The sequence below is a fragment of the Brevundimonas sp. SL161 genome (assembly GCF_049896985.1).
In the GTDB taxonomy this organism is placed as follows: domain Bacteria; phylum Pseudomonadota; class Alphaproteobacteria; order Caulobacterales; family Caulobacteraceae; genus Brevundimonas.
Genome location: NZ_JAFCVJ010000022.1, coordinates 11,603 through 36,995 on the forward strand (window position 1 = coordinate 11,603; position 25,393 = coordinate 36,995).

Annotated in this window: 21 protein-coding genes; 6 read left to right on the forward strand and 15 right to left on the reverse strand. The window is 66.8% G+C overall.

What is annotated here, in order from left to right; translation table 11 throughout:
- Positions 1-28: 28 nt before the first annotated feature.
- Complete coding sequence (locus ACP7AU_RS13820) at positions 29-3,325, reverse strand: amidohydrolase family protein (protein WP_426051778.1); 3,297 nt, start codon at positions 3,323-3,325, stop codon at positions 29-31.
- A 194-nt stretch (positions 3,326-3,519) separates the two neighbouring features.
- Between ACP7AU_RS13820 and ACP7AU_RS13825 the strand changes: the two genes are divergently transcribed.
- Positions 3,520-5,250 carry a DUF1800 domain-containing protein gene (locus ACP7AU_RS13825; RefSeq protein WP_426051779.1) on the forward strand — a complete coding sequence of 577 codons (1,731 nt, stop codon included), beginning with the start codon at positions 3,520-3,522 and terminating at the stop codon, positions 5,248-5,250.
- A complete protein-coding gene (locus ACP7AU_RS13830) occupies positions 5,247-6,800 on the forward strand; it encodes a DUF1501 domain-containing protein (RefSeq protein WP_426039105.1) in 1,554 nt (517 codons plus the stop codon). Before ACP7AU_RS13825 ends, ACP7AU_RS13830 begins: the two co-directional genes overlap by 4 nt.
- A 79-nt stretch (positions 6,801-6,879) precedes the next feature.
- Here ACP7AU_RS13830 and ACP7AU_RS13835 read toward each other — a convergent pair whose 3' ends face one another.
- From ACP7AU_RS13835 to ACP7AU_RS13860, 6 genes are all read right to left on the reverse strand, one after another.
- Positions 6,880-7,401 (reverse strand): hypothetical protein, encoded by a 522-nt coding sequence (locus tag ACP7AU_RS13835; protein WP_426051780.1) that lies wholly within the window; start codon positions 7,399-7,401, stop codon positions 6,880-6,882.
- Positions 7,402-7,411: 10 nt separating this feature from the next.
- Positions 7,412-8,854 carry an MBOAT family O-acyltransferase gene (locus tag ACP7AU_RS13840; protein ID WP_426051781.1) on the reverse strand — a complete coding sequence of 481 codons (1,443 nt, stop codon included), beginning with the start codon at positions 8,852-8,854 and terminating at the stop codon, positions 7,412-7,414.
- 1 nt (position 8,855) lies between these two features.
- Positions 8,856-9,656: a GDSL-type esterase/lipase family protein gene (locus ACP7AU_RS13845; RefSeq protein WP_426039102.1), complete on the reverse strand. Its 801-nt coding sequence runs from the start codon at positions 9,654-9,656 to the stop codon at positions 8,856-8,858.
- The gene (locus tag ACP7AU_RS13850; RefSeq protein WP_426039101.1) at positions 9,653-10,531 is read right to left on the reverse strand and encodes a DUF459 domain-containing protein; all 879 of its coding nucleotides are present in this window, start codon (positions 10,529-10,531) and stop codon (positions 9,653-9,655) included. Before ACP7AU_RS13850 ends, ACP7AU_RS13845 begins: the two co-directional genes overlap by 4 nt.
- Positions 10,532-10,624: 93 nt before the next feature.
- Positions 10,625-11,584, reverse strand: a complete 960-nt coding sequence (locus ACP7AU_RS13855; RefSeq protein ID WP_426051782.1) for a peptidase — start codon at positions 11,582-11,584, stop codon at positions 10,625-10,627.
- Positions 11,585-11,764: 180 nt separating this feature from the next.
- On the reverse strand, positions 11,765-12,295 hold the full coding sequence (locus tag ACP7AU_RS13860) for a peptidase S1 (protein WP_426051783.1): 531 nt from the start codon (positions 12,293-12,295) through the stop codon (positions 11,765-11,767).
- A gap of 213 nt (positions 12,296-12,508) precedes the next feature.
- Here ACP7AU_RS13860 and ACP7AU_RS13865 point away from each other — a divergent pair, with 213 nt between their 5' ends.
- The 4 genes from ACP7AU_RS13865 to ACP7AU_RS13880 are packed head-to-tail and all read left to right on the forward strand — an operon-like array spanning position 12,509 to position 15,591.
- The gene (locus ACP7AU_RS13865) at positions 12,509-13,213 is read left to right on the forward strand and encodes a CoA transferase subunit A (protein ID WP_426051784.1); all 705 of its coding nucleotides are present in this window, start codon (positions 12,509-12,511) and stop codon (positions 13,211-13,213) included.
- Between the two features lies 1 nt (position 13,214).
- A complete protein-coding gene (locus tag ACP7AU_RS13870) occupies positions 13,215-13,625 on the forward strand; it encodes a carboxymuconolactone decarboxylase family protein (protein ID WP_426039097.1) in 411 nt (136 codons plus the stop codon).
- A gap of 1 nt (position 13,626) precedes the next feature.
- The gene (locus tag ACP7AU_RS13875; protein WP_426039096.1) at positions 13,627-14,286 is read left to right on the forward strand and encodes a 3-oxoacid CoA-transferase subunit B; all 660 of its coding nucleotides are present in this window, start codon (positions 13,627-13,629) and stop codon (positions 14,284-14,286) included.
- A gap of 42 nt (positions 14,287-14,328) precedes the next feature.
- The gene (locus ACP7AU_RS13880) at positions 14,329-15,591 is read left to right on the forward strand and encodes a toxic anion resistance protein (protein WP_426051785.1); all 1,263 of its coding nucleotides are present in this window, start codon (positions 14,329-14,331) and stop codon (positions 15,589-15,591) included.
- On the opposite strand, the gene ACP7AU_RS13885 is transcribed toward ACP7AU_RS13880, so the two are convergent.
- From ACP7AU_RS13885 to flgK, 8 genes are all read right to left on the reverse strand, one after another.
- Positions 15,588-16,193 carry an ABC-type transport auxiliary lipoprotein family protein gene (locus tag ACP7AU_RS13885; protein WP_426039094.1) on the reverse strand — a complete coding sequence of 202 codons (606 nt, stop codon included), beginning with the start codon at positions 16,191-16,193 and terminating at the stop codon, positions 15,588-15,590. The two genes, ACP7AU_RS13880 and ACP7AU_RS13885, sit on opposite strands and share 4 nt — an antisense overlap.
- A complete protein-coding gene (locus ACP7AU_RS13890; protein WP_426051786.1) occupies positions 16,190-17,128 on the reverse strand; it encodes an MlaD family protein in 939 nt (312 codons plus the stop codon). The genes ACP7AU_RS13885 and ACP7AU_RS13890 overlap by 4 nt, the downstream gene beginning before the upstream one ends.
- Positions 17,129-17,137: 9 nt before the next feature.
- On the reverse strand, positions 17,138-17,956 hold the full coding sequence (locus ACP7AU_RS13895) for an ABC transporter ATP-binding protein (protein ID WP_426041286.1): 819 nt from the start codon (positions 17,954-17,956) through the stop codon (positions 17,138-17,140).
- Positions 17,953-19,071: an MlaE family ABC transporter permease gene (locus ACP7AU_RS13900; RefSeq protein ID WP_426039091.1), complete on the reverse strand. Its 1,119-nt coding sequence runs from the start codon at positions 19,069-19,071 to the stop codon at positions 17,953-17,955. The genes ACP7AU_RS13895 and ACP7AU_RS13900 overlap by 4 nt, the downstream gene beginning before the upstream one ends.
- A gap of 107 nt (positions 19,072-19,178) precedes the next feature.
- Positions 19,179-20,774 (reverse strand): UdgX family uracil-DNA binding protein, encoded by a 1,596-nt coding sequence (locus ACP7AU_RS13905; protein ID WP_426051787.1) that lies wholly within the window; start codon positions 20,772-20,774, stop codon positions 19,179-19,181.
- The gene (locus ACP7AU_RS13910; protein ID WP_426051788.1) at positions 20,774-22,015 is read right to left on the reverse strand and encodes a putative DNA modification/repair radical SAM protein; all 1,242 of its coding nucleotides are present in this window, start codon (positions 22,013-22,015) and stop codon (positions 20,774-20,776) included. The genes ACP7AU_RS13905 and ACP7AU_RS13910 overlap by 1 nt, the downstream gene beginning before the upstream one ends.
- 66 nt (positions 22,016-22,081) lie before the next feature.
- Positions 22,082-23,038 carry a flagellin gene (locus ACP7AU_RS13915; RefSeq protein ID WP_426051789.1) on the reverse strand — a complete coding sequence of 319 codons (957 nt, stop codon included), beginning with the start codon at positions 23,036-23,038 and terminating at the stop codon, positions 22,082-22,084.
- A complete protein-coding gene (flgK, locus tag ACP7AU_RS13920; protein ID WP_426051790.1) occupies positions 23,038-25,158 on the reverse strand; it encodes a flagellar hook-associated protein FlgK in 2,121 nt (706 codons plus the stop codon). Before flgK ends, ACP7AU_RS13915 begins: the two co-directional genes overlap by 1 nt.
- Between the last annotated feature and the right edge of the window lie 235 nt (positions 25,159-25,393).

The following is a 25,393-nucleotide window of genomic DNA, read 5'->3' on the forward strand; positions in this document are numbered from 1 at the left end:
ACCAGCGATCATGTCTCAGAACGGCGACTCAGTCCCCGTTGTGGCCGTGCCCTTGCGCGTGGGTGGAGCCGACCGCGAAGCCCTGGTCGCCCTCGCGCTCGAACCAGAACGGCGCCCTCGCCCGCTCCCGCAGCCCGACCTCGTTCATGTGGTCGTCGTAGAGGCGGCCGTTGGCCAGCGTGTACCGGACCGAGGTGGTGTTGCGGATGTTCTCCAGCGGGTTCAAGTCCAGCACCACCAGATCGGCCAGCTTGCCGACCTGCAGCGAGCCCACATCCCGATCCAGCCCCAGCGCCCTCGCCCCGTTCAGCGTGCCGGCCCTCAGCGCCTCCAACGGCGTCATCCCACCCTGGGCCATCATCCACATCTCCCAGTGCATGCCCAGGCCCTCACGCTGGCCGTGGGCGCCGGTCGAAACGATCACGCCGAGGTCCAGAAGGCGTTTGGCTTCGCGCGCGATGGAGATGTGATTCCACTCCCCCTCGGGCGCGGTGACCGGCCGCCGGGCGCGGGCGTCCAGCAGGCGGCGCGGCACATATTGCGTCAGGATCGGATGGTTCCAGACCTCGCTCTCCTGGTACCAGTAGTTCTCGCCGAAGGCGCCGCCATAGGCGACGATCAGCGTCGGCGTATAGGCGACATCCGACTGGCTCCACAGGTCGTGAACATCGTCGTAGAGGTTGGCCAGCGGGATCGAGTGTTCGATCGTCGTGTGGCCGTCGACCACCATGCTCATGTTGTGGTGATACAGGGACCCGCCTTCCGGCACGACGTTCATGCCAAGCTGGCGCGCGGCCTCGATGATCTGCTGGCGCTGTTCCCGACGCGGCTGGTTGTAGCTCTTCACGCTCCAGGCCCCGATCGCTTGCATCCGCCGCAGCGTCGACAGGGCGTCGTCCAGACTGTTGACCACCGCCGTGATCGGCGTCGCCGCCCCGTACAGGATCGTGCCGGTAGAGAAGATCCTCGGCCCGACCACCCGGCCGGCGCGGGCCAGCTCGGAATGGGCGAAGATTTCCGATGAGTCGTTCGACGGATCGTGGATGGTCGTCACGCCGAAGCCCAACGCCGCATAGTTCACCCAGCTCTGCTGCGGGATGATCTCGTCAGATCCCATCGAGCCGTGCCAGTGAGCGTCCACCAGGCCGGGAATGATGGTCTTTCCGGTCACGTCCACGACAGTCGCCCCGGCCGGAATCGTCACCTCGCCGCGTGCGCCGATGGCCTCGATGCGGTTGCCGTTGGTGACGATGACTCCGTCCTCGATCACCGTATCGCCGTTCATGGTGACGATCCGCGCGCCGGTCAGGGCCAGGCGTCCTTCGGGCCGATCAGCGACCTGCTGGAAGCCGAGGTTGATGCCGCTTTCCGGCGGTTTCGGCAGCTCGGCCGGCGCGCCTTCGACGAAGGCGAAGCCCTGATTCAAGTCGCGGCTGAACAGCTGCGGCCCCAGCGACCAGCTCAGACGGCGGCTATCGCCCGACCAGTGCAGCCAGTCCCCTGCATCGCGCGTGAACCGCGTCTGCGGCAGGGCCTTGCCGTCCGACGACAACGTCACCGGCCGCCCGGTCCGGGCGAAGGGCGCCACGAAAGCGTTGAAGCGTTCGGTCCACGCGATCCAGTGCTCGTCCGGCGACAGCACATACTCCGCCGCCCATTCCGAGGTCAGGTGAACCCGCTCGTCGTGGCCGCCCAGATCGACCGACTTCAACGCCGAGTTCCGCTCCACCCGGCCGGTGAAATAGATGCGGTCGTTCGAGGCGCCGAACTGGGGCGCGACGCCGTCATCAGTGACGAAGGTGGCCTCGCCGCCGGCTTCCGGGATGCGGTAGATGCCCGGTTCGCGGCTCCACAGGCCAGAGGTCAGGAAGCCGTCCGCAACCTTGCGATAGGCGATGGTCCGCCCGTCCGGTGAGAAGGTCGGCTCGATGTAGTGGCCCGGATGCGAGGTCACGACGCGGCTCTCGCCGCCCCTGGCCGGTATCACGCGGATGGTCCCCAGATCCTCGTCGTCCCAGGTCGTGTAGACGATCGACCGGCCGTCCCGCGACCAGGCGGGATAGAGCTCGAAATGGTCCGACTGGCGCGTCAGGCGACGCGGCGTCCCGTTCGGAAGGTCCTTGATCCACAGATTGCCGAGGGCCTCATAGACCACGCGCGATCCGTCCGGAGACGTCCGCGCCCAGCGGACCATTTTCACATCGAACGTGTCGGGCGCCACATCGACCGGGAAGCGCACGGCCTCCTCAACGCGACGGGTGTCTGCGACGTGGAACGGGACGTCCGCGACCTCGCGCGAGGCGACGTCGATGCGGCGGATCTTGCCGCCGGCCCAGAAGACGATGGCCGAGTTGTCGGGCGTCCAGCTCATCGCCGGATAGACGCCGTGGACGGCCCAGGTCTCCTGCAGGTCGCGGTCGAGACCGGAATAGATCGCCGTCTCGCGTCCGCTCTCGATGTCCATTACGAACAGGGTCGACTGGTAGCGAACGCGCCGGACGAAGGCCAAACTCTTGCCGTCGGGCGACGGCGTCGGGCGGATCGATCCGCCCGGCCCGCCGAGGAACTCCTCGACCTCGCCCGTCTCGCGATCCAGCCGCTGGATCACATAGATCTCGGTGTTCACGTCCTTGGAGTATTCGAACACCTCGCCCGCGGTGTTGTCGTCACTGAAGTACAGATAGCGGCCGTCCGGCGAGAAGGCGGGTTCCCCGGAGTCCTTCTGCTGCGTCCGCCGCGTGGTGAGCTGGACACCGCCGCCGCCCGAGCGGTGATACATCCACATCTCGCCGGCCCCCAGCGATCGGGACGAAGTGAAGTGTTTGCGCGCCACGATGAACTCGCCGTCCGGCGACCAGTCGGGCGAGTTCAGCAGACGGAAGCTCTCGTCCGACACCTGCGTCGGGTTCGACCCGTCGCGGTTCATGACCCAGATATTGTCGCCGCCGTCACGGTCGGAGGTGAAGGCGATCTTCGTTCCGTCCGGCGAATATTTCGGCTGCATGTCCCAGGCGACGCCGGATGCGATGGCCCGCGCCTCGCCGCCGCCGATCGGCATGACGTAGATGTCGCCCAGCAGGTCAAAGACGATCTCGCGGCCGTCCGGGCTGACGTCCAGCGCCATCCATGTGCCTTCGGTAACGTCGATGGCCGCGTCGTGCGCAGGGCCCGGCGGGTTCTGTACGTCCCACCCGGCCGTCTCGGCCTCGTCCGCCAGCGGTGCGGCGGGAGCAATTGCCGGCTCCGGCGGGGCCGCAGTCTGGGCCCATGCCGTACCGGCCACGGACAGCGCCACCACGGCGCTCAGCACAACACGCATCAGCATAAGACGATTCCCCCAAACGCTTGTTCCAGCCTGTGTAGGCAGGCCGCCGGAATTTGGCGAGAGGCCCCGTCGATCGGAAAATTTTGCACGAAGACGTGAAGGCGCTATTGGGGAATAATGCACCGTGTCGGTGTAAAGCGACGAGAAGTCGTTGCTTTACTTCCAATGTAGTGACGCTGGTCGGGGGGCCGTTCTTGCCTGATTTCATGATCAACAGCCTGCGCGCCTGCGCATTGTCCGCCATGCTTCTGGTCGGACTGGCCTCGTGCGGCGAGGGTGGGGCCTTGTCCGTCTTTGGCGACGCCCGCGAACGAACGACGCCGGTCGAGAACGACCCGGCCACGGCCGAATCGGCGGCGCGATTCCTGACCCAGGTCACGTTCGGACCGACCGACAACGACATCAGGACGGTCCTTGGCAAGGGCTATGGCGCCTATCTGGAAGGCCAGCTCAACGCGGTCTCGTCGTCCCATATGGCCTATGTGGACAATCGCCTGGCCCAGATCCAGCTGACCAATCCCACGGCCACGCTCAGCGCGAACCAGTTCTATGAAAGTTACTGGCTCTACGCCGCCACCAGCCAGGCCCAGCTGCGCGAGCGGATGAAACTGGCCCTGTCTGAGATCTTCGTAATCTCACTGCTGGACAACGCAATCGATACGCGCGGCGCGGCCTCCTACTATGACATGTTGGGGACCAAGGCTTTCGGCAACTACCGCACCCTGCTGGGGCAGGTGGCCCTGCATCCGATGATGGGGCGCTACCTGACGCATCTGGCGAACCAGCGGGAAGACCTCGCCTCGGGCCGCAAGCCCGACGAGAATTTCGCCCGCGAGGTCCTCCAACTGATGTCTGTCGGCGTCTATCAGCTGAACGCCGACGGTACCCTGCGCCGCGACGGCGCCGGGGCGACGATCCCGACCTACACCTCGGAGGACATCTCCAACCTGGCCAAGGTCTTCACCGGCTACAGCTGGTACAGCCCGACACCGACCAACACCACCTTCTTCGGCGGATCCCGCAACGTCGACGCCTCGGTGCGGCCGATGATCTATTATGCGAACTATCACTCGATCACGGCCAAGACCTTCCTGGGCGTGACCCTTCCGGCGGGGGCGGCGAACGGTCCGAACGATCTCGGCGTGGCGCTGGACACGATCTTCAACCATCCCAACGTGCCGCCGTTCATGTGCCAGCGCCTGATCCAGCGGCTGGTGACCTCCAATCCGACGCCGGGCTATGTCGGGCGTTGCTCGGCCATCTTCAGCAACAACGGCGCGGGCGTGCGTGGCGACCTCAGAGCCGTGGTCAGGGCGATCCTGATGGACTCCGAGGCGCGCAACCAGTCCCTGGCCTCAACGCCGGGCTACGGCAAGTTGCGCGAACCTGTCATCCGAGTGACCAACTGGATGCGGGCCTTCGGGGCGACGTCCGTCAGCGGGAACTATCTGATCACCTCGACCAGCGCGAACACGTCGCTGGGACAGTCGGCGCTGGCCTCGCCCTCGGTCTTCAACTTCTACCGGCCGGGCTACATCCCGCCCAACACCCGCCTGGGCGCGCAGGGACTGACGGCGCCGGAGTTCCAGATCGTCGACGAGGTCACTGTCGCCGGCTACGCCAACACCATGCAGACGGCGATCGGCACGGGCATAGGCTCCGGTTCCGACGTCCGCTCGGCCTATACGAACGAGGTCGCCATCGCGGACGACGCCAACGCCCTGGTCAACCGGATGGACCTGCTCCTGCTCTACGGCCAGATGAGCCCCTCGCTTCGCGCCCGCATTGTCGAGAGCGTGAACAGCGTCGTCATTCCGGCGCCCACCGCGAACAATGCGGCGACGATCGCCACTGCCAAACTCAACCGGGCCAAGCTTGCAGTCTACATGACGATGGTCTCGCCCGAATATCTGGTGCAGCGATGAGCCACGGAATCCACACCCGGCGTCAGTTGCTGCGCATCGGCGGCGGCCTGTCGATGCTCGGCGCCGCCGCGCCCTTCGCCGCCCAACTGGCCGCGGCCGGCGCCGCGGTCAGCCAGAGCGCCCCGGACTACAAGGCCCTGGTCTGCGTCTTCATGTTCGGCGGCAACGACGCCAACAACATGGTGCTGGCGACCGACCAGGACAGCTGGACCCGCTATTTCACCGCCCGCAACACCGGCGTGGATCCGATCGCCCTGATGCCCGTCGGTACGGCGCCGACAGCGGTGGGCGCGACCAACCCCCTGACCGGCCGCGTCGCCACCGCAGCGTCGCCCGACGCCTGGGGCGGCGTCCTGCCGATCGTTCCCCGGACGATCCAGGCCGTTCCGGCCGGCACCAACGCCTCGACCCGAACCTTCGGCCTGCATCCGCACATGGGCCCGGCCAAGACCGTGTTCGACGCCGGTCGCCTGGCGGTCGTCGCCAATATCGGCACCCTCGTCCGGCCGGTCACGCGCGCCCAGTACGAAGCTCGCTCGGTCACCCTGCCGACCAACCTCTTCTCGCACAACGACCAGCAATCGACCTGGCAGGCCGGCCGCACCGAGGGCGCCCAGCGCGGTTGGGGCGGTTCGTTCAGCGATCTTCTGACCGGAATGAACGGGACGAACGCCCTGTTCACCGCCGTCTCCACGGCCGGCAACGCCGTCTTCCTGTCCGGCCAGGACGTCGTCCAGTACCAGATGAGCACGGGGGCCCAGCCGGCCGTCGTCATCAACGGTCAGACGGGGACCAGCCTGTTCGGCTCCACCGTCGCCCCCAGCAGGGTGAGCGACATCGTCCGCGACACCTCATCTGCCAGCCTGTTCGCCGCCGACTACGCCACCACGACCGGACGCTCGATCGGCGCGGCGGGATCGTTGAACACCGTCTTCACCTCCTCCGCAGTCACCAGCGTCCCGGCAGTCCCCGCCTATCGCAACCCGATAACCGGTGCGACCGAGACGAACACCCTGGCGGTCCAGCTCCAGACCGTCGCCCGGATGATCGCCGCCGCCCCCACCCTGGGCGTCAAACGCCAGGTCTTCTTCGTCAGTATCGGCGGGTGGGACAGTCACGACGTTCAGAATACCGCCCAGCCCAACAACCTGTCCAAGGTCGCCAACGCCCTGGCCTACTTCGACGAGGTCCTGGGCAATCTCGGCGGCGTCAACATGCGCGAGGCGGTGACCACCTTCACCGCGTCGGATTTCTCGCGGACCTTCACGACCAACGGCGACGGCACCGACCACGCCTGGGGCGGGCATCACCTGGTCATGGGCGGCTCGGTCCGGGGCGGCGACATCTACGGCCAGTTCCCGACCGTCGGGATCGATCAGGGCACGGCCTTCCGCAACCCGGACATGACCCAGGCCTACATGATCCCGACCACTTCGGTGGATCAGTACGCCGCCACCTTTGGCCGCTGGATGGGGGTGTCGGAAACCAACCTCGACCTGATCTTCCCCAATCTCAGGAACATGGTCACGCGGGGGCTGGGCTTCCTCTAGGGCCTTATCGTTTGAGACGGAACTGCTTCGTGCTTCTGTCGAAAGCGTGAATCAGGCCCTCGCTGGTGCCGATCCTGCTCTAGGACCGGCGACGGCCCGCCCACTCCGCATCTCGCGTTGCCTCGTAGCCGTCCCGCACCGTCTGTCTCGGCTGGTCGGCGCCCAGTTGCGCGATCTGTTCGGCCCAGACGTCGGCCATACGGCGGACCGTCGTGGTCACCCAGCCCGGAGCCTGTTGACGCGACCAGTTCTGGATCGACACGGCGTTGAAGATCAGCAGGAAGACCGTCGCCAACACGATGATGCGGCTGGTCCAGCGACGGTCGCGCGCCGCCACCCCCTCCTCGTCCGGCGGCTCTCCCGGCGGGAAGGCGAACCGTCCCAACGCCAGCAGCGGATTGACCGGCACCTGAGCCGTCGGCAGGTCGTGGGCGTCGGCCGTCTCGATCCAGTCGCTGGGCGGATCCTGCCGGACCTCCTCGACGGGATCGTCCAGATAAGGTTCGGCAGCCTCCCCCTCCAGCGGCGGGAAGGGGCTGGCCGGCAAGGCCGTCGGGAAGGGCGCCAGCGGGATTTCAGGATCGTCGGGACGGTCGCTCATCTCGCCACCCTCAGAACTGGAAATAGATGAAGGGGGCCACGCCGTCCGGGCGCACGGCCTCGACCAGAAGGATGGCTGCGCCGAGCAGCAGAGCCATGGTCAGGGACGGCGCTGGCTTCAGCCAGGTCGCGATCCCCTCGGCCGCACGCGGCGGCAGCCAGTGCATGGCCAGACCGCCCACGATCAGCGTCAGCAGGAAGGGCGTCACCAGGGTCGCCGCCTCGAACCGCCCGAGCCCCGTCAACACCTCCACCGCCATCGGGAAGGTCTCGGACCGGAACAGGATCCAGCCCAGGCAAACGATATGGAAGGTGACCAGCACGCCGAGCCAGGCCGGCGGTCCCTTGCGGTCGCCGTCCGCGCTCAAGTCGCCCTCAGGGCGATAGCGCGATGAGAATGCCGCGCGGCCCAGTCGCTCAAGCACCTGCACCCCGCCGTGCAGCGCCCCCCAGGCCACGAAGGTCCAGGCCGCCCCGTGCCACAATCCGCCCAGCAGCATGGTAATGAAGACGTTGAGGCAGGACCGGATCAGCCCCTTCTTGCCCCCTCCCAGCGGCACATAGAGGTAGTCGCGCAGCCAGCTGGACAGGCTGATATGCCAGCGCCGCCAGAAGTCCTGCATCGAGCTGGCGCGATACGGCTGGTCGAAGTTGCGCGGGAAGGAATACCCCAACAGGGCCGCGATCCCGATCGCCATGTCCGAATAGGCCGAGAAATCGCAGTAGATCTGGACCGCATAGCCATAGACCGCCGCCATCAGGTCCAGCGTTCCATAGGCCGCCGGATCGAAGAAGACCGGGTCGACCAGTCGCACCGACAGTTCCGACGCAATCACCGTCTTCTTGAACAGCCCCCAGCAGATCAGCAGCAGCCCATGCGTAGCCATCTCCCTTGTCAGCCGCGGCGCGCGGTCGAACTGGGGCAACAGGTCCGACGCCCGCACGATGGGCCCGGCGACCAGATGCGGGAAAAAGCTCATCAGAAGCATGACGTCGAGCAGCGACCGCGCGACCGGCGTCTTCCGGCGATGCACGTCGACGACGTAGCTGATGCCCTGGAAGGTGAAGAAGCTGATCCCGACCGGCAGCACGATCTGCAGCAAGGGCAGGTCCCGCTCCCACCCGAACCGGGTCAGCAGGTCGCCCGCCTGTTCGACGAAGAAGCCGTAGTATTTGAAGAACCCCAGGATCAGCAGATTGGCCGCGACGCCGAGCCCGACCAGCCACTTCCTTCGGCTCTGCTCGTCGGACCGCGCGATCAGAACCGCGACACCCCAGTTCAGGATGGCGGACGCGATCAGCAGGGCGACGAACCGCCAGTCCCACTGGGCGTAGAAGAACCAGCTGGCCAGCAGCAGGAACAGCTTCCGCCGCCCGTTGTCGCGATCCAGCGACCAGGCGGTGAAATAGACGAACAGGAAGAACACGCCGAACGCCAGCGTCGGGAACAGCACCCTACCGGTCCCGCTGGTCGTAGGCCGCGATCAGGTCGGCGGCGAGCAGCGCCCCGATCCAGTCGCCGCCAGGGCCGGTGAAATGCACATGGTCGCCACGCATCAGCGGGGCCTCACCCAGCGTCAGGGCGTGGGCCGAACAGTCTCCCCCCATACGGCCCCTCCAGTCCCAGAACGCGACGCCCATCGACGCCGCAACCCGATGCTGCACGTCCCGCACCACCGACAGAGTGTCGGGCGCCTTCCAGCGATAGTCCGCATCTCCCGCGCATCGGCCGCCCCCGTCGCCCCGCATCGCTTCGGGCGCCCCAAGCATCAGGATCGCCGTCCCGGGCGAGGTCTCCCGCACCCGTTCGATCTGTGCCCGCAGTAGGGCCTCGTAGGCGCGCGGGTCGAGCAATTCGTCGAACCCCTCGTTGGTGCCATAGGCGAGGATGACCAGATCCGGCCCCGCCTCGCCGTCGTCCAACAGCGGCTCGCGCTGCGCCATGGCGTTGAGCGTCGCCCCGACCAGCCCGTGCGCATGCAGATGAATTGGCCCGCCCTCGAACCGTCCCTGCAGCCGCCATAGGAGGGAGCGGGTGATGTCCCCGCCGGCCGTGTGGCTGTCGCCGAACTGGACGATGCTCACCGGCCTGCGCTGTCCGAAGGCGGCGAAGAACGCGGTCAGTCCCTCCGGCTGGCAGATCCCGCCCGGACAGGTCGCGCTGACCGGCGACGGCAGCGGCCTGTAGGGGCGCTCCTGCGCAATGGCCGGGCCCGCCAGCGCCAGTCCAATGAGCAGGGCCAGCGCCCGGTTCACGCCGCCGGTTCTGCGGCCGGACCTGGCAGCCCCGCGTCCCGCTTCAGTCGCGCGGCCACCGGCTCGGTGATCCGCAGATACCCGGCCATCGACATGTGGATCCCATCGTTGGCCCGCATCAAGCGCCGCCGCCCGGTGCCCGTCTCCGGCAGGTAGGCGTCGTATTCGCCCTCGGCGTTCTGCGTGATGCTTTCAGTCTCGATATAAGGCACCCGCAGCGCCGCCATCCGCGCCGATACCACCTCGTTGATCAGCATCATCTTGGCGTCGAAGCTGGCTCGTTTCATCGCCGGCAGCCCGACCCAGTAGACCGCCACGTTCTGGCCCCGCAGCATCGCCACCAGGTCGTCGACCCGTCTGGCGTAGGCGGCCTTCCAGCCGTCGGTGCCGAAGTCGTGGACCTCACCGTCGATGCTGATGCCCTGCGCGTCGTTGGTGCCGAACAGGATCACCGCAGCGTCGATAGGCTGTTCGGCGATCTGACGCGCCGTCTTGGCCTGGATGTCGACGTAGTCGTAGCGGCTCAGACCCGTGGAGACCTCGCTGAATTTGGTCACCGTCACGCCCGGCTGGTCGCGCATCTCGCGGTAGAGGCCGGTCCACAGGCCGTCGGCCATGGAGTCCCCGAACACCCCGATCCTCAGTTGTCCGCGCGCGGCTCGCTCGGCCAGCGGCCTCGGCACGGGTGCGTTGGGGAACGCAGCGGCAGGCAGGACGGCGGGGGCGATCGGCTCGGGGCCTGCAGAGGCATTGGCCACCCCGCCCAGCATCAGGGTCGGACGACGCAGCCAGCCGCGGCCGTCCGGCGTCAGCGCCAGCCCGATCAGAACACCGACGACCAGGGCCGCCGTCACTGCATTGATACCCGCGCGCAAACGTCCCACCCCGACCGGGAAACTCAAGTCCCGCTTATAACCCGGCGACGCTAACCGCCGCCATGGCGCACGCGTCACGCACGAGGATAAAGGTTAACGGCCCAGTTCGGTCAGGAACAGCCGACCCGACACGCCCCGGCCGGCATAGGCGCCGACCCAGACGTCATAGACGCCCGCTCGCGGGTTCCGGAACGTGATCTCCGGGTCTGCCTGGCCACCGGAATCGTCGTCGCAATACCATTGTCCGTCCGGTCCATTGATGACCAGGGTCGTGTCCCCGTCGGCCTCGACGCCAAACGTCAGGGGCAGGCTGCCTGACTCGTAGGTCAGCTGGAAATCGGGCGCCTCCGAGATCATGCCGACGCAGCCGCTGGCCACCGTCGAGGCGTCAATACTGCCGCCCGAATAGATCGGCAGCCAGTAGGGGTCCGGCGTGAACCCGGCCGACAGGTAATACTCGCCAAAATTGGCAGTCAGGGCGGAGTTGGGCCGGGTGGCATCCGAATACCGGCCGTCGTTGTTGCCGCCGCTGTCGCCATAGACCTGGCTGTTCAGCTCGGTGATGTAGAGCTGCGCCGCCGCGCCGTTGCCGCCGTAGGCGCCGACGAAGACGTCATAGGTCCCGGACTGGGGATCAGGGACCGACATCAGCGGGTTGGTGCCGTCGCCGCTGTCATCGTCGCAATACCACCGGCCGTCCGGCCCGTTGATGACCAGGGTCGTATCGTTCGAGCTGGTGACCCCGAAGATCAGCGGCAGGCTGCCCGCACTGTAGGTCAGCTGAAAGTCCGGGGCCCGCGCCACCATGCCGACGCAGCCGCTGGCGATGGTCGTAGCGTCCACGTCGCCGCCCGAGAACATGTCGACCCGGTAGGGGTCGGGCGTGAAGCCTGACCTCAGAGACGCGTCGCCATAGGTCGCCCGCTGGCTGACATCCACGGCGGGTGCGGTGACCTTCTGCCCCTTCTGGCCGCTCAGCGGAGCCGCCGCCGACGCTCCAGTGGTGAGTGCAAGGGCGCCGATCATCAGCGCGAGCCCAAAAGCGGTCTTCATCGTCTCACCTCCGTCGAACGATCCCCGTCGTCCGCACTCGTTGCAATGTTGCAGCCGAACACCCGTCGGCGTCTTCATCAACACGAATGGGAGCGCCCGCTGGCTACAGGGAGCCGCGCACGATCCCATTCCCCTCACACGGATCAGATATCATCGGCTGGTGAAAGACAACCGTCCGCCTCAGCGAAGCTCGGTGATGAACAGTTCCGCGTCGGCCGAATCGCCGCCGAAGGCCCCGATCCAGACGTCATAGACTCCCGATTGCGGACGATAGAACGAGATTTCCGGGTCGGTCCCGCCGCCGGAGTCGTCGTCGCAATACCAGTCGCCGTCTGGAGCGTTGATGACCAGGGTCGCATCGCTGTAGCTCGACACCCCGAACGTCAGCGGCAGGCTGCCGGCGTCGTAGGTCAGCTGGAATTCCGGCGCCCGCGAGATCATGCCGGTGCACTCCCCGCCCAGACTGGACGCATCGAGCTCGCCGCCCGAGGTCACCGACACCGTATAGGGATCGTCGTCGAACCCGGCGCTCAGATACTCTTCGCCGTAGTTGGCCCGCGCGCTGGGGTCTGGCGCGCCATTGCCGCCGCCGTAGCTCCCGCCGCCATAGGCCGGCCCGGGCCCGTAGCCGCCGCCGTAGCCGTAGGGATCCTCGACGCAGCCCGACAGACCGATGATTGCCAGTGCGCCCAGCGCCAGAATGATCCGCATCTCGATGTCCCCACGAAGCCCCTCGCTCCGCTTTCATCAGAGATCATCGATTGCCTGAAAACAACCTGTCGTCGGAAATCGTCAGGTTACGCGTCGGTCCGCTTACCATTGGCGCTCGCTGCCGGGCCTCGCTACCTTGCCCCCGCGCCCCGACCGCCGTATGGAGCGTTCAAGCACCGATATTCATCTATCGGTGAAATAAACGAGGAAGCGATGCGCAAGATCTACGCCGACGCCAAAGCGGCGCTCGAGGGCCTGACCTTTGACGGCATGACCGTCATGTCCGGCGGCTTTGGCCTGTGCGGCATCCCCGAGAACCTGATCGCGGGTCTCAAGGCCTCCGGGGTGACGGGGCTTACCGTCATCTCCAACAATGCGGGCGTCGACGGCTTCGGCCTCGGCCAGCTTCTGGAGACGCGCCAGATCGCCAGGATGATCTCGTCCTACGTTGGCGAGAACAAGGAGTTCGAGCGCCAGTATCTGGCCGGAGAGTTGCAGCTGGAGTTCAACCCCCAGGGCACCCTCGCCGAGCGCATCCGCGCAGGCGGCGCCGGCATCCCGGCCTTCTTCACCGCCACCGGCGTCGGCACCCTGGTCGCCGAGGGCAAGGAAGTCCGCAACTTCGACGGCCGCGACTATGTCATGGAGACCGCTCTTGTCGCCGACCTGGCCATCGTCAAGGCGTGGAAGGCCGACGAGCGCGGCAATCTCGTCTTCCGCAAGACGGCCCGCAACTTCAACCCGATGATGGCCACGGCCGGCAAGGTCACCGTCGTCGAGGTCGAGGAAATCGTCCCCGTCGGCTCGCTGGATCCCGACAACATCCACACGCCCGGCGTCTATGTCGATCGCCTGTTCGTCGGCACGTTCGAAAAGCGCATCGAACAGCGCACCATCCGCCAGCATGCGGACGCCTGACATGACCGCCCAACGCGCCGACCGCGGCGCGGCCTATATGGCGACCCTCGATCCGGGCCTCGAGGGCGCCCTGCGCAAGGGCATGGCCCCGATCGCTCCAGACTTCGCCGACATGATGGTGGAGTTCGGCTATGGCGAGATGATGAGCCGCCCCGGCCTCGATCCGAAGAGCCGCCAGATGGTCACGCTTGGCGCCCTGGCCGCGCTCGGCCACCCCGTCGATCAGCTGAAGGGCCACATCAACGGCGCACTCTCGGTCGGCGTGACGCCGCAGGAGATCGTCGAGGCCCTGATGCAGGTCGCGATCTACGCCGGCTTCCCCTCGGCCACCAACGCCCTTCGCGTCGCCAAACGCGTCTTCGCCGACCGGGGCGTCAGCCCCCTGCCCCAAACCCTTTCCGGAGACTCCTGACATGCCCCGCACCCGCGAACAGCTCGCCGAACGCGCCGCCCAGGAACTGCAGGACGGTTTCTATGTGAACCTGGGGATCGGCATCCCGACCCTGGTCGCCAACTACATTCCGGCCGGCATGGAGGTCACCCTCCAGTCCGAGAACGGCATGCTCGGCATGGGGCCCTTCCCCTATGACGAGGACGTCGACGCCGACCTGATCAACGCGGGCAAGCAGACGATCACCGAGATCCGCGAGAGCGCCTATTTCTCCTCGGCCGACAGCTTCGCCATGATCCGTGGCGGCCACATCAACCTGTCCATCCTGGGCGCCATGGAGGTGGCCGAGAACGGCGACATCGCCAACTGGATGATCCCGGGCAAGCTGGTGAAGGGCATGGGCGGCGCCATGGACCTGGTCGCGGGCGTGAAGCGCGTCGTGGTCGTCATGGAACACGCCAACAAGCACGGCCAGTCCAAGGTTCTGAAGGCCTGCTCCCTGCCGCTGACCGGCACAGGGGTGGTCAGCCGCATTATCACTGACCTCGCTGTCTTCGACGTGAAGCCGGACGGCGCGGGCCTCGAACTGATCGAACTGGCCAACGGCGTGACCCTCGAGGAAGTCGCCGCCAGGACCGAGGCGACCTACACGGTTTCCCAATCCCTGAAAGCTGCGGCATAGTTACTCCGCGATCGGCACGAAGAGGCCGCGACGGAGGGTGATATGGATATTGCGGGGTCGATCAGTCCGCCGGGCGGCGCGCCAAGGCCGGATCCCGAACGCGTGGCCACGCTGCGCTACACCATCGTCGACGAGCCCGAGACCTGCGCCGCCTTCGGCGAGAACGCCCGCGCCGCGCTCGCCTCGCTGAACGACCGCGCCCTGGCCGAAACACGCAGCGGCGACCTCGGCGAATGCCTGCTTCTGCTGGATCAGGTCCGCGGCCATGTCGCCGGCCTCGATCCCGCCCGTCTGGAGCCGCGCAGCGGCCTCGCAGGACTGTTCGACAGTCGAGGCAAGCGGTTGAAGGTCTTCCGCGCCGCCTGGGACTCCGCCGCCACCGCCGTGGCCCGGTCCGCCTCCGACCTCGGCGACCGCGCCGGCGCCCTGGCTCGCAAGAGCACGGCGCTGGAGACCCTGTGGTCCGAAACCCGAGACGCCATCGCCGAACTGGACGCCCATATCGCCGCCGCGCGAATCTGGCTGGACAACGAGACTCCGGCGCCCGCCACCGTTGAATCCGCGGCGCCCTTTGCCGAGATCGAGACGTCCCAACCGACGGAAGATGTCCACGAACAGGTCGAGGCCCAGGCCGACGACGGAACTCCCGCCTCGCCTGTCGAGGACAGGGGCGAACCGGGGCCAGTCGAGACTGTCGACGACCGCGTCGAAATCGCGCCGACCGGGGAAGCGCGAGCGACGGACCCGATTCTTCCGCCGGACGCCGAAGACGCACCCGTCGCCGAAGGCCTCATCGCCGCCGTCGAACCCCTGGAAGACGCACCATCCAAGGCCGGGGTCGTCGCGGAAGCGTCCGCCGAACCTGAGGTGATGATTGCACCGGAGGCGTCTGCGGCCCCCGAAGCCGAGCGACAGACCGAACCCGCCCCGCCGCCCGCGCCCATCGCCTCACTGCCTCATCCGCTGGAAACCAGGCTCGTCGCGCTGGAGGCCATACGCGCCACGGCGATCGGTCGCCTGCCTCTGCTGCGCGCGGCCCAGAATGCCGACTGCCGCGCCCCGGCGGTGCTCAAACAGGTCTGCGACGGCGTCGAAGCCTGGCGCGCCGACTGGCAAGATGCCCTGGGCCTCGCGGGCAAACGGCCGAAAAAGGTCCGCCCCGACCGCGTGCGGCTGTCGAACGCCTCGTCCGCCCTGACCGGGAGCATCACCGCCGCAGCCCATGAACTCACGGCCGCGCAGGGCCGCCGCGCCGAGCTCGACGCCCGCACGGCGCCCGCCCCGGGCGCCGCACTGGCAGCCTAGTCCGTCGTCGCGTTCGCGTCGGTCCACGCCACGATCTGCGTGTTCACATCCCGCGTCGCCAGGTCATAGGCCTCTACGATGGCCGAGACCCGGTTCTCGCCGGCCGGCTGGCTGACCGTGAAGGTCTGTTCCGACACCACGGTCCGCTCCGGGAAGCGCAGCAGCCGCGCCCGCACCGTGATCATCACCGTCGGCGTCGCCCCGGCGTAGTCATAGCGGGTCTCGAACGCGCGAACGTCGACGTCCAGCAGACGCGTCGTCGGCGTCAGCTCACGCCGGCCGATCAGACGGACCGTCCGCGCCTGGGAACCGAAGCTGGTCTCCAGCGCATCGCTATACAGCATCAGGGCCGGCGAGACCCAGCGTGCGCCGGCGATATAGGCCGCTTCGGATCCGGTGACGCCCAGCAGTCGGTCGCCCTGCGAGGCCTGCGGCATGTCGAGCGCGCGCAGCTTGATCTGCACCGGCGAGGCGACCGGCGTCGCGACCGGGCCCGCCGCGTCACCGAAGCGATACAGCTGCACCGGGTCCGGCGACGACAGAAGCGCGCATCCGGACAGGGAGACGGCGGCGATGGCCGCAAGGGCGAGGGTGCGGATCATGGCTGGACCTCCAGTTCCTGGGACGGCGGCCGTCCGATGAAGTCACGCGGGCTGGAGCGCACGTCGTCCACCAGTCCCTGCAGGGATTCCGTCGCCTCCTGCAGCCCCTGGATCGCCTCCAGCAGCTGCGGTACGCCGGTCGTGGCGAACTCGCCGGCCGGACCCTCGATGGCGTTGGCCGTGCGGTTGATCGAGGCGATGGCCTCGCGCGCATCACCCGTCGCCTGGTTGATGTTCCGGACAGCTTCCGCGCCGTCTTCGTTGACCAGGCGCCGCGCGTCGACGCCCAGGGCGCGGTATTCGGCTATGGCGTCATTGGCGTTCTCCAGCGCCTTCTCAAGGTCCTCGAACATGCCCTTGCGCGCTTCCAGCTCGGTCGACAGCGCCTCGACGTTCTTCAGACTGGTCGAGAAGCTGCGGATATTGTCGTCCGACAGCACCCGGTTGATGCGGTTCAGCGCGTCCACGGTCTGGGCCAGAACAGTGCCGGAGCCCGACAGCAGTTCGGCGATCGGCGACGGCTGCGACTGGATCACCGGCACGACATTGGCCGGATACTGGGTCTTCAACAGGGCGCTGCCGTCCGTACCGGCGGTGATCTGGATATAGTTCAGGCCGGTGATGCCCTGCGGCTCCAGCTGGGCCCGCGAGGTCACCCGCACCGGCGTCGTGCCGTTAAGCCTGACCCGCGCGATGACCTGGTCGCCCTTGTCGGGATCCAGGTTCAGGTCGGTGACCTCCCCGACCCGGATGCCGTTGAAGTGCACCTCGCCGCCTTCCGACAGCCCGCGCACCGGCCCGTAGAAGACGATGTCATAAATATCGTAGTCGTCGTTGAACTGCAGCCGGGCCAGCCAGATGGCGAACACCGCCAGCGCCGCCAGCAGGGCGACGGTGGCTATGCCCACGGCGGCGTAGTGTGCGTCTCGTTCCATCGTCTGTCCCTACGCCGCCTTGGTCGCCGCGCGTCCGCGCGGCCCCAGGAAATATTCCTTGATCCACGGGTGGTCGGATTTCTCCAGCTCCTGCACCGTGGCCTTCTCGATCACCTGTTTATCAGCCAGCACCGCGACCTTGTCGCAGATGGCGTACAGACTATCCAAATCGTGCGTGATCATGAAAACAGTCAGACCCAGATCGTCGGACAACTTGCGGATCAGTTCGTCAAACGCCGCCGCCCCGATCGGATCCAGTCCCGCTGTCGGCTCGTCGAGGAAGATCAATTCGGGATCCAGAGACAGGGCGCGGGCCAGACCCACGCGCTTGCGCATTCCGCCCGACAGTTCGGCGGGCTTCTGGTGGTGGCTCTCGGGTTTGAGACCGACCATGGCGATCTTCATCTCGGCCAGTTCGCGAATGGTGTCCTTGGGCAGTTTGGTGTGCTCGACCATCGGCGAGGCGACGTTCTCAAGCACGGTCAGCGAAGAGAACAACGCGCCTTGCTGGAACAGGACGCCGGTGCGTCGCTCGACGTCGGCGCGTTCCGCATCGGTCGCGCCACCGACATCATGGCCGAAAATCTTGATAGAGCCGCCCTCCGGCTCTTTCAGTCCGATGATGGAGTTCAGCAGCACCGTCTTGCCTGTGCCCGACCCGCCGACGACGCCCAGAACCTCGCCGCGCACGACGTCCAGATCGAGGTCGTGGTGAATCACTTGATCGCCGAACTGGCTCAGCAAACCGCGCACTTCGATCAGGGTCTCCGGCGTCTTGACGCCTGACGCGTCGTTTGCCGCGCCTGTTGTCGTCCGGGCCGCCTTCACAGGTTCAGCTCCAGGAAGATCAGGGCGAACACGGCGTCCAGTGCGATGATGGCGAAGATCGCCTGCACAACCGCCGCCGTGACGCGCCGTCCCAGGCTTTCCACGTCCCCGGCGACGGCCATGCCCTGACGGCAACCGATGGCCGCGATGACAACGGCGAAGACGGGGGCCTTGACCAGCCCGACCATCAGGTGCGTCCCCATGTCCGGGTCTTCGCTGACGCGCTGGATGAAGAAGGCGGGGCCGTAGTCAAGCTGACTCCAGACCACCAGCATGCCCCCCAGGAAGCCCGAGACCATCCCGATGAAGGTCAGCAAGGGAACCATCACGAGCATGGCGGCCAGGCGAGGGATGACCAGGGCCTGGAACGGGTTGACCCCCATCACCTGCATCGCGTCCACCTCCTGGCTCATCCGCATCGAGCCGATCTCAGCCGCGAAGGACGAGGAAGAGCGCCCCGCCAGCAGGATGGCGGTGATGAGGACGCCGAGTTCCCGCAGCACGGCTACGGCGACCAGCTGCACGGTAAACACGCCCGCCCCGAACTGGGTCAGCAGATCGGCTCCGAGGAAGGCGATCACCGCCCCGATGAAGAAGTTGGTCACGGCGATGATCGGCAGAGCGTCAAGGCCCGAGCGCTCCGCCTGGCTCACCCAGGCGGGCCAGCGGATGGCGCCTGGATGCCGCAAGGCGAAGCCCGTCGCCCCCATCAATCGACCCAGGAAGGCCATCGACAGCAGAATTTCGGCCGCAGCGTCGTGCACGCCATGGCCGATCTTGGAGAAGATGCGCACCAGGGGCGCCTGTCGTTTCGGGGGTTCGGCGCTCTGCCGCTCCAGGGTCTCGACCATCGCATAGATGCGGCCGGCCTCTGGGCGCGTGTCGAAAGCGTTGGCGGGCATGGCGAAATTCGACGCCTGCACCAGGGCCAGGGCGCCGGCCGTGTCGAACCGGCCCAGTTCGCTCAGATCGACGTGTTCGATGCTGTAGCCGCGCAGACTTTCCCCGAGGCGGATCGCGGCCTGGTTGAGCCCCATGGTCGTCCAGTCGCCCGTGAGCTTCAGCACGGTCGCGTCGCCCCTGGCGTCCTCGATGTGGAAATCGGCCGTCCTCATACGCCCACCCTTAGACGAGACCGAGCGAATCGCCCATGCCCGAAAGCCGTGTCGAAACCGTATGAAAGACGGGCCGTCTTCCTTGGGCAACAGCCGTTACGCGAAGGCTACAGAAGATCGCGCACCGCCTTGAGATCACGCACGAACAGAGCCCGCTCGCGCCCCTTGGACTCCGCTTCGGGAAGGCGCAGCAGGTAGGAGGGATGGACCGTGATCATCGCCGTCGATCCATCGGACAGGGATAGCCGCTGGCCCCGCTCCCGGGTCACCGCGACGGGCCGACCCAGCACGCCAAGCGCCGCCGTACCGCCCAGCGCCAGGGTCACCTTCGGCCGCACCAGCCGCCGCTCCTGATTCAGCCACCAACGACAGGCGGAGACCTCGCTGGTTGTCGGCGTCCTGTGCAGCCGCCGCTTTCCGCGCGGCTCGTGCTTGAAGTGTTTCACCGCGTTGGTGACATAGACCTCCGCCCGGTCGATCCCCGCCTCCTCCAGCGCCGCATTCAGCACGTCACCCGCCGGCCCTGCGAAAGGCCGCCCGACCAGGTCCTCCTGATCGCCCGGTTGCTCGCCCACGATCATCAACCGCGCCTTCTTCGGTCCCTCGCCGCACACGCCTTGCGTCGCATCACTATAGAGGGGGCATCGGCGGCAGGCCTGCACGCCGTGCCGCAGCTCTTCCAGATCGGACGCGACGAAACCCTCCTCATACGATCCATCGCGCACGGATCGGGCGATGGCTTTGGCGAGGCGTGCGTTGGGCTCGGTGTGCGGACTGGCGACCATGACTTCGGTTCGAGCGTGTGACGCGGCGACCAGTTCCGCGATCAGCGATGCCTCCGGCAGGTTCTTCCAGTACCGTTTGGGCATCTCGCCCTGCATCGTCCGGACCTTCAGCCGGGCCGGATTGAAGGTCGAGGCGTAGTAGGTCTTCCAGAACTCCTCGATCTCGTCGTCCTGCGGCGCGTCGGCCGCATTCGCAGGCGGCCCGAAGGACAATTCACCCCCGCTGATCTCCGCGGACGCGGGGACCCAGAAACAGGATCCGTCCGGCGTCAGGATCGACCATCGCATCGTCGTGAACCGCCGCACGAAGAAGCCCGAAGTCTTTTCCAGCACCCGATGCGCCGGCTCGAACCAGGCGACGAACACTTCTCCTGCGTCGTCCTCGACCGATCGAAACCGGACAAAGGCCTTCATCTTGTGCGATGCCCTGGAAACGTTCTTCGCCCGCTCCATCGCGTCTGCGACATCGCGATCCGACACGACCTTCATCAGATCCGGCTCGTCCCTGAGCCGCCACAGCAACCGGTACAGCAGATCGAACCGGTCGGTGGACCGGTGCAGGATCACCTCCTGCGCCACGTCCACGAAGGCTTTGGGCACGGTGAACGGCCCTTCAATCCGTGCATCGCCCTTCCCTTCCAGTGCACCTCGGCGAAGGTCGGGGTCCAGATCATAGACGTCGCTCGTTCCCGCTCGGCTCAGGGTCCTTGCGTCAGGCGAAATTCCCGTGTGGGCAACGGGATCCCGGCCTTCGCCGGGATGCGCGGCGATGACAGTATCAAACAGCGAGCCTGTCCCTTCCGCCCCCGCCACTACGAACCGCACAGCCGCCGGCTCCGCCCCGGCCAGCCGGAACGCCCGTGCAGCCTTCCGCCACCCGTCGAAATCCGTCTCGTGCGCGAGTTCAGCGATCGGCATCAGAACAGGCTCAACTGCTCGGCCTTCGGCCCCCCGACCAGCCGTTGCCGCAGATCGACCGCATCCGTAAGCCCGCCCGGGGTCCAGTCCAGCGCCGTGATAAACGGCCGCACCTTGTCGATACCCCGGCACAGCCGCGCGATGTCCTCCAGCCTCAGCGTGCGATAGCGGCGCACCGAGATCATCCGGTCGACCGACTTCACCCCCAGCCCCGGCACCCGCAGCAGCATCTCGCGGGGCGCGGTGTTCACATCGACCGGAAACTGCGCCCTCTGGTTCAGCGCCCAGGCCAGCTTCGGATCGATCGCCAGATCCAGCATCCCGTCCGTGGCCGCCTCGCCGATCTCGGGCGCCGAGAAGCCGTAGAACCGCATCAGCCAATCCGCCTGATACAGCCGGTGCTCCCGCATCAGCGGCGGCTTCGACAGCGGCAGGGCCGAGCTCGAATCCGGGATCGGGGAGAAGGCCGAGTAATAGACTCGTTTCAGACCGTAGCCGCCGTAGAGCGACGCCGACCGGTCGAGAATTTCCGTGTCCGGCGCCCCGTCCGCCCCTACGATCAGCTGGGTCGACTGCCCCGCCGGCGCGAATTTCGGCGGCCTCGTGCGGTCCTTCTTCTGCGGTCGGGCGGCCTCGACCTTGAGCCGGACGTTGGCCATGGCCTGTTTGATGACGCTGACGTCCTTCTGGGGCGCGAACCGGCCCATGGCCTCGTCGCGCGGCAGTTCGATGTTGGCCGACAACCGGTCTGCATAGAGACCGGCCTCCTCGACCAACTTGGGATCCGCCTCGGGGATCAGCTTCAGATGGATATAGCCGCGGAAGTCGTGCTCCTCGCGGAGCTTCTTGGCGACCAACACCAGCCGTTCCATCGTGTAGTCGCCGGACTGGATAATGCCGGACGACAGGAACAGGCCCTCGATGTAATTCCGGCGGTAGAAGTTGAGCGTCAGCTCGACCACCTCATCGACGCTGAACCGCGCCCGCTGGACGTTCGAGGAGACGCGGTTGATGCAGTAGACGCAGTCGTAGATGCAGAAGTTGGTCAGCAGGATCTTGAGCAGGGAAACGCAACGCCCGTCCGGCGTATAGGCGTGGCAGATCCCCATGCCCTCGGTCGAGCCGATGCCCTTGCCGCCCCGGCTGTCGCGCTTCGACGTGCCCGACGACGAACATGAGGCGTCGTATTTGGCCGCGTCGGCCAGCACCGACAACTTCTTCCTGAGATCCAGCTGCGCCATCGTTCATGGTATGTTCCTTTTCAGGAACGACGTCCAGCGTGACCGTTCTTCTGTCCGGAAGGAGGCTTATCTCAGGTAATTCAACAGCGAGACTTCGCTGAGTTGTGCCACGACCTGAGCCGACGCCTGCACGGCGATCTGCGACAGCTGCAATTCCGTCACGGCCTTCAGCGGATCGACGTCGGTACGGCTCGACACCAGCTTCTCCAGCGACAACTGCTGCGCCTCGTGGCTGGTGGTGATCTGTTCCATGCGCTTCTGCAGCGAACCGTTGCGCGCCCCGGTGTCGATAGTCGCGGTCGAGGCCGCGTCCAGCCGTTTCATTTGTGCGGTCAGGAAGGTCTTCTGCGCATCGGTCGGCTTGCCGGTCAGCGGCCCGGTGGCCGGGTTGTCATTGTAGGCCTTGATGTCACGGAAGATCTCGAAGATGTGGCTCTGGGTGACGCCGTCGGCCTCGATGAATTTGAAGCCATCGGCGAGGTAGCCTGTCTCGACCGAGGTGTTCTCGGCGATCCGCGACACCGCCTTGATCTGGTCGTTGGCGAGGGTCGCGGCCACGCTCGGCGCGGCTGCCAGTTCGCTCAGAGTCGCCACCGTCACGGGCTGGTTGGTGGTATTGGCCCCGGCGAACAGATAGCCGCCCTGATGGCGATAGTTCAGGCCGTTGGACACCGACTGGAACTGGCCCTCCAGGTCCAGCATCAATGTCGCCGACGAGTCCGAAGCCAGGACGCTGGCGATCGCCTCGCGCGCGGAGCCCAGAGCATCGGCGATCTGGTTGAGCGCCAGGTCCTGGGCGTCCAGCCGCGCCGTCACAGCCTCACCCGTGTTGAGGAAACCCTGCACGCGGGACTCCGCGCCCTTCAGCGCCGTCAGCGTCTCCGAACTGCGGCCGTAGCCGGTCATGTCAGTCGCATTCTTGCGGGTCGAGACCCGCTCTCCAGCGTCGGTCTGGGCCTGCTGCGCCTGCATCAGGTTCAGCAGCGCCGACTGATAGTTTCCGGTTGTCGAAACGCGGCTCATCAGATCATCCCCAGCAGAGTATCGTACATTTCACTGGCCGCCTGAATCAACCGGGCGGAGGCGTTGAAGGCCTGCTGATAGGTGGTCATCAGCACCAGCTCTTCATCCAGGTTCACGCCTTCATAGTTGGCCTGGCGCGCATCGGCCTCGGTGGCCAAGGCCTGGGCGCTCGCCTGTCGTGTCTTGGCCGCCTGGGCCCGCCCGCCGATCTCGCCGGACAATTCTGACGCATAGCGCGACACGGACAGGTTGCCGCCGGGACTGTCCCCGGCCGCCGAGAACCTCGCCGTCCTCTGGCCCGCATCGGCCAGCGTCAGCGCGCCGCGTCCATCACCGGAGCTCAGCGCCGCCGTCCCGACCGACGCGGCCAGGTTCAGTTGGGCCAGCGCCAGTTTCGACGGGCTCTGCTGGATGTCGGTGCGCACCTTGAATCCGTCCGAGCGCGACGCCCGCACCCCGCCGCCCAGGCCGAACAGCTCGGTGGCCGAAACGCCCGAGGGGATCTGGACCGTGGTGTCTTCCAGCACGCTCATGCGCGGCGCCGGATCGCCCAGCGGCGTGAACTTCATCTCGCCGTTCCCATCCAGCGCAAAGCTGCCGTAGCGGCCGACGCCGGTCACGGTGCTGTTCAGGGCGGTCAGCATGTCGCCCACCGTCCCGCCGGCCGGGATCGCCACCTGGATGTCGCGGATCCTGGCCCCGCTCTGGCCGGTAAAGCGGAAGCTCAACGTCTCGCCGGCGGTGAACCCGTGCGCCGACGTGGCGGTCATGCCCAGGTCATACAGCGGGGGCCGCTCGCTGGAGATCAGGTCGTTCATCCCGAAATAGTGGGAGAAGCCGCGCCCGGCCTTGGCGCCGGGTGTCGCCGTGCTGTCGGCGATGGCGACGCCGTTCGATCCCGTCGCGGCGATGCTCAGGCTGCCCCCGACGAAGCTGGCCGTCGCCGCGCCGCCCAGGGCGGTGTTCACGTCGGTCAGGAAGTTCGCCATCGGCGTGACTGCCCCGCCGTTGATGCTGACTCCGGTTCCCGAGAAGACCAGATCGACGCGGGTAGTGATCGCACCGGTCGTGGGGTTCACCACCGCGATCGTCGTCCCGCCGGTGAAGCCGGTCAGGGCGGTGGTCAGGTCCTGTCCCACGTTCTTCCCGGTCAGGGTCGTGGGCGGCGGCACCGCGGAGTTGGCGTTGTGCGCCCGGTTCAGTTCATCGACGACGTGGGTGACCAGTTCGGCCAGCCGCTCCGCCGCCTGCGGCGCGTCGACGTCGCGTAGTTCCAGCAATCCCTTGATCTCGCCGCTCTTCAGCCCGTCGGCGAAGGCGCGCTTGGTCCCGCCCGGCTCGGTGACCCAGATCTCGTTGAAGCCGGTCTCGGCGTTGACCGTGCCCGCGCGATTGTACTGCAGCGTCGCCGCGCCCGCTCCGGCCAGCAGGATGCCGGCGCCTGTCCGGATCGACACCCCGCCGACCGATCGCTGCGACACCTGCACGTCCATCAGACTGGACAGCTCATCGACCAGCCGGGCCTGCTGAGTCTGCGCCCCCGAGGCGTCGCCGTTCAGCACCGTGGCCTTGGCGATATCGACGTTCAGCGTCTCGATCTGCTGGAGCAGGCTGTTGGCCTTCTCGATGGCGCTCTGGATCCGGCCGTCCGCGTCCTCGCGCACGGCCTGTATCTGGCCGGAGATACGGCCAGCCTCGTCGAGGATCGCCTGGGTCCTGAACAGGGCGTCCTGACGGCGGGGGCCCGACACGGCATCCTCGCCGGCCACGGCGAAGGCCGCGAAGATGTCGTCGATCTGGGAGAAGAAGCCCGTATCCCCGCCCGGGTCGCCGAACAGCGACTGGATACGGTCGTACAGTTCGTAACGCACGCCCTGGCGGCTGGCCTCGGCCCCTGCGCTGAGCGACGCGGCCTGCAGGAACCGGTCGGTGGCAATGCGCACGCGCGCCACCTCGACGCCGGAACCGACGCCCTGGGTCGTCAGCGACACCTGGTCAGCGATCTTGCGGACATATCCGGGCGTGTTGACGTTGGAGACGTTGTCCGAGACCACGCGCAACTGCGTCTGGGCCGTCTGCAGCCCCGAGTTGGCGATGTTCAGGATGGTGCTCAGGCTCATCCGATTAACCCTTCGCCCGGCAAGCCCTGCCCGGCAGGCTGCGCGTGTTGCCCAGCCGTGCGCGTATACGGCGAGAGCAACACCTTGTTTTTCTTCAACATCACTGAACGCGACTGGACCATGGTGATTCAGATCGCAAACGGCGGGCCACACACGGAACAGGGTGGCGCTCACCCGGAAAGGTCTTGGAAGGGCGCCGGGCAAAAAGCGACGTCTGCGCGGCAAGAAAGGTCGC

Coding starts and splice junctions, on each gene's coding strand:
- ACP7AU_RS13820 (WP_426051778.1), bottom strand. CDS start 3,325: ATGCTGATGCGTGTTGTGCTGAGCGCCGTGGTGGCGCTGTCCGTGGCC.
- ACP7AU_RS13830 (WP_426039105.1), top strand. CDS start 5,247: ATGAGCCACGGAATCCACACCCGGCGTCAGTTGCTGCGCATCGGCGGC.
- ACP7AU_RS13835 (WP_426051780.1), bottom strand. CDS start 7,401: ATGAGCGACCGTCCCGACGATCCTGAAATCCCGCTGGCGCCCTTCCCG.
- ACP7AU_RS13855 (WP_426051782.1), bottom strand. CDS start 11,584: ATGAAGACCGCTTTTGGGCTCGCGCTGATGATCGGCGCCCTTGCACTC.
- ACP7AU_RS13860 (WP_426051783.1), bottom strand. CDS start 12,295: ATGCGGATCATTCTGGCGCTGGGCGCACTGGCAATCATCGGTCTGTCG.
- ACP7AU_RS13865 (WP_426051784.1), top strand. CDS start 12,509: ATGCGCAAGATCTACGCCGACGCCAAAGCGGCGCTCGAGGGCCTGACC.
- ACP7AU_RS13870 (WP_426039097.1), top strand. CDS start 13,215: ATGACCGCCCAACGCGCCGACCGCGGCGCGGCCTATATGGCGACCCTC.
- ACP7AU_RS13875 (WP_426039096.1), top strand. CDS start 13,627: ATGCCCCGCACCCGCGAACAGCTCGCCGAACGCGCCGCCCAGGAACTG.
- ACP7AU_RS13880 (WP_426051785.1), top strand. CDS start 14,329: ATGGATATTGCGGGGTCGATCAGTCCGCCGGGCGGCGCGCCAAGGCCG.
- ACP7AU_RS13885 (WP_426039094.1), bottom strand. CDS start 16,193: ATGATCCGCACCCTCGCCCTTGCGGCCATCGCCGCCGTCTCCCTGTCC.
- ACP7AU_RS13890 (WP_426051786.1), bottom strand. CDS start 17,128: ATGGAACGAGACGCACACTACGCCGCCGTGGGCATAGCCACCGTCGCC.
- ACP7AU_RS13900 (WP_426039091.1), bottom strand. CDS start 19,071: ATGAGGACGGCCGATTTCCACATCGAGGACGCCAGGGGCGACGCGACC.
- ACP7AU_RS13905 (WP_426051787.1), bottom strand. CDS start 20,774: ATGCCGATCGCTGAACTCGCGCACGAGACGGATTTCGACGGGTGGCGG.
- ACP7AU_RS13910 (WP_426051788.1), bottom strand. CDS start 22,015: ATGGCGCAGCTGGATCTCAGGAAGAAGTTGTCGGTGCTGGCCGACGCG.
- ACP7AU_RS13915 (WP_426051789.1), bottom strand. CDS start 23,038: ATGAGCCGCGTTTCGACAACCGGAAACTATCAGTCGGCGCTGCTGAAC.
- flgK (WP_426051790.1), bottom strand. CDS start 25,158: ATGAGCCTGAGCACCATCCTGAACATCGCCAACTCGGGGCTGCAGACG.